Source organism: Ilyobacter sp. (assembly GCF_041583315.1).
In the GTDB taxonomy this organism is placed as follows: domain Bacteria; phylum Fusobacteriota; class Fusobacteriia; order Fusobacteriales; family Fusobacteriaceae; genus Ilyobacter.
The window spans coordinates 1-2,119 of sequence record NZ_JBFHGC010000511.1; the positions used below are offsets into that span (position 1 = coordinate 1).

Genomic DNA, 2,119 nt, shown 5'->3' on the forward strand with positions numbered 1-2,119 from the left:
AATGACCGAAGTGAAATCCTTAGTAAAAATCAACTGTCTGAGCGAAGCGAGTTTTGATTTTTTCTTGGATTTCCAAGGGCATTTAGCTTATTTTTCACAGGCCTTGATTTTTGGTTACTTTTCATCAAGGAAAAGTGACAGAAGCTTTTGGGTGAATTCAGTAATTTATTAAAAAAATATAAGCTAACTTTATTAACTTGTTAAGAGCCTTTTGATATAGTATAATTTTCTATGAGGTGATAGTATGGCAAAGGTAAAAACTTTTGAAGAGAATCTGGCTGAGATAGATGAAGTGATATCCAAGCTTGAAAGTGGAGATATGGAGCTTTCTGACTCTATCAAGGAATATGAAAAGGCGATGAAGCTCTTGAAAAAATCTTCTGAGATGCTTGAAAAAGCAGAAGGAAAGATAATGAAAGTAATAGAGGAAAACGGAGAAATAAAACTAGAGGAGTTTTAATAGGAGATTACTATGCTGAAAAATTATTTGAAAGAAAAAAGAGAATTTATAGACAACAGTATAAAAGAGTACCTAGAAGAACTGAAATATCCACCTGTAATAGCAGAGGGAATGAAATATGCAGTATTGAACGGTGGAAAAAGGCTGAGGCCTATACTTCTGCTCATGACCTTAGAGCTCCTGGGAGAGGACGAGGAAAAGGGAATCCCGGCTGCAGTGGCCATAGAGATGATACACTCTTATTCTCTTGTACATGATGACTTGCCGGCTCTTGACGACGATGACTACAGGAGAGGAAAACTAACTACACATAAAAAATACGGAGAGGCTCAGGGGATACTTATAGGTGATGCTCTTCTGACCCATGCTTTTAATGTCATAACATCTGAAAATCAAAAGGTTGCTTCGGATAAAATAGTAGATATAGTGAGACTTACGTCTCAATACGCAGGAGTAAACGGAATGATAGGAGGTCAGATGGTGGATATAGAGAGTGAGGGTAAAAATATAGACCTTCCTGTTCTGCAGTATATTCACACCCATAAGACAGGTAAGATGATTACCCTTCCTGTGGAAATAGCCTGTATAATAGCAGGAGCAGAGGCGAAGAAGAAAGAAAAACTTATAGAATATTCTGAGCTTATAGGCCTGGCTTTTCAGATAAAGGACGATATACTGGATATAGAGGGAGATTTTGAGAAAATAGGTAAGCCTGTGGGAAGCGACACAGATCTTGAAAAGTCCACATATCCCTCTATTTTTGGGATGAAAAAAACAAAAGAGATACTGGCTGAAAAAATAACAGCAGCAAAAGAGATAATATGCAGTGAGTTTCAGTCTGAAAAAGTAAAACTGTTTACAGATCTGGCAGACTATATACAGAACAGGGAAAAATAGGGACCTAATGGTCCCTTTTTTAGGAGGTGGAATGTACAGAAAACTGATAAAAGATATATGGAGCAAAAATGGTGAGGCCTATCTTGTGGGGGGCTGGGTAAGAGACCGGCTAATGGGAGTCTCTGAAGATAAAATAAAAGATATAGACATTGAGGTACTGGGAATAAAAAGAGATAATTTTGAGAAGATCCTCCGAAAATACGGGAAGTATAAAAAAGTGGGGAAAAGCTATGAAATATATATACTGAATAATAATCTGGAGATATCTTTTATAGAGGGAGACAGGTCTCTCAAAGAGTGTGCCAGAAGGCGTGATTTTACCATGAACTCTATCTATTATGATCTTGTAGGGGACAGATATTTTGATTTTTTTGGAGGTATAGGGGACATAAAAGATAAAGTGGTGAGATGTACAGACAGAGAGAGCTTTTTGGAGGACCCCTTGAGAATCCTGAGGACAGCTCAGTTTATGAGTAGGTTTGGATTTTATGTGGATGATTCCTTAGAGGAAATGATAAAAGCAAGGGGAGAAGAGATACTGAGTGTATCAAGTGAAAGAATCTGCAGGGAACTTGAGAAAATTTATCTCTTAGGGGTGGCTCCTTCTGAAGGGTTTCTATTTTTGGAAAAAACCGGGGTGTTGGAAAAAATAATGCCTGAGATCACTTGTCTCAAAGAGATAATGCAGGACGAGATATATCATCCTGACGGAGATGTACTTACCCATACCATGATGATGCTAGACGTACTTTCTGAGGAAGA

General features: G+C 37.8%; 2 protein-coding genes and 1 pseudogene. All 3 read left to right on the forward strand.

Going from position 1 to position 2,119, the window contains the following annotated elements:
- The first annotated feature begins 244 nt into the window (after positions 1-244).
- A complete protein-coding gene (gene xseB / locus ABZA26_RS13575) occupies positions 245-460 on the forward strand; it encodes an exodeoxyribonuclease VII small subunit (RefSeq protein WP_372715033.1) in 216 nt (71 codons plus the stop codon).
- 12 nt (positions 461-472) lie between these two features.
- A complete protein-coding gene (locus ABZA26_RS13580; protein ID WP_372715034.1) occupies positions 473-1,357 on the forward strand; it encodes a polyprenyl synthetase family protein in 885 nt (294 codons plus the stop codon).
- A 31-nt stretch (positions 1,358-1,388) separates the two neighbouring features.
- Positions 1,389-2,119: pseudogene (locus tag ABZA26_RS13585) on the forward strand (hypothetical protein); the annotation flags it as partial.

Excerpts from the sequence above, each read along its gene's own strand:
- ABZA26_RS13580 (WP_372715034.1), top strand. The coding sequence starts at position 473 with ATGCTGAAAAATTATTTGAAAGAAAAAAGAGAATTTATAGACAACAGT.
- xseB (WP_372715033.1), top strand. The coding sequence starts at position 245 with ATGGCAAAGGTAAAAACTTTTGAAGAGAATCTGGCTGAGATAGATGAA.